This is a genomic window from Cyclobacterium qasimii M12-11B (genome assembly GCF_000427295.1).
Taxonomy (GTDB): Bacteria; Bacteroidota; Bacteroidia; order Cytophagales; family Cyclobacteriaceae; genus Cyclobacterium; species Cyclobacterium qasimii.
This window is the reverse complement of the sequence record NZ_ATNM01000008.1, coordinates 1-747: the sequence shown is the minus strand read 5'-3', so window position 1 is coordinate 747 and position 747 is coordinate 1. Positions and strand designations below refer to the sequence as shown.

The window sequence follows — 747 nt, the reverse complement described above, 5'->3', positions numbered from 1 at the left end:
TTATGCGAATGCGGCAGATGCGAGTACAGAAACCAACCCAATTTTAGGTGGATATACAAATACAAGCAGTCCACAACCTATAATAGCAATACTGACTAATACATTAACAGGTTGTACTTCAGAAGTAACTTTCAATTTAGTCGTTAACCCATTACCAACTTTAGTAGCACCGAGTGCTTTAGAGGTTTGTGACGATGGCATACCAGACGGTCTAACAGAAATGGATTTAAGTCTAAAGAATACAGAAATCACAGGAAACAACCCTGCGTATTCTGTAAGTTACTATGAGACTTTGGCGGAAGCAGAAACAGAAACCAATCCATTACCAACCTTATATACCAATACCAGTAATGGACAAATTATTTTTGTACGTGTAGAAAACATCAATACAGGCTGTTATGATACCACTACTTTAGAATTAGTAGTACAACAAGCACCAATCGCCTTTACACCACAGCCATTGAGATACTGTGATCCAGACAATGACGGCATTGGAGTATTTACGTTAACAGATGTGGATAATGAGATCACCGGAGGAGCACCAGGATTAGAGGTAACCTATCACGAAACAGAAATTAATGCAGAAAATGGAGTAAATGCTATAGACACTACCGTTAATTATAACAACATTGTACAAGGTGAACAAACCTTATATGCCCGAATAGAAAGTCCAACGATAGCGACAGACTGTGCTACAATTGTAGTGTTAAGGTTAATCGTAGAGCCAACACCACAATTAATCGCGCC

1 protein-coding gene is annotated in these 747 nt (G+C 38.8%); it reads left to right on the top strand.

The annotated features are described in order from the left end of the window. A partial coding sequence (locus ADICYQ_RS00800) for an FIDD domain-containing protein (protein WP_200861865.1) occupies nucleotides 1-747 on the top strand: 747 nt, incomplete at both ends.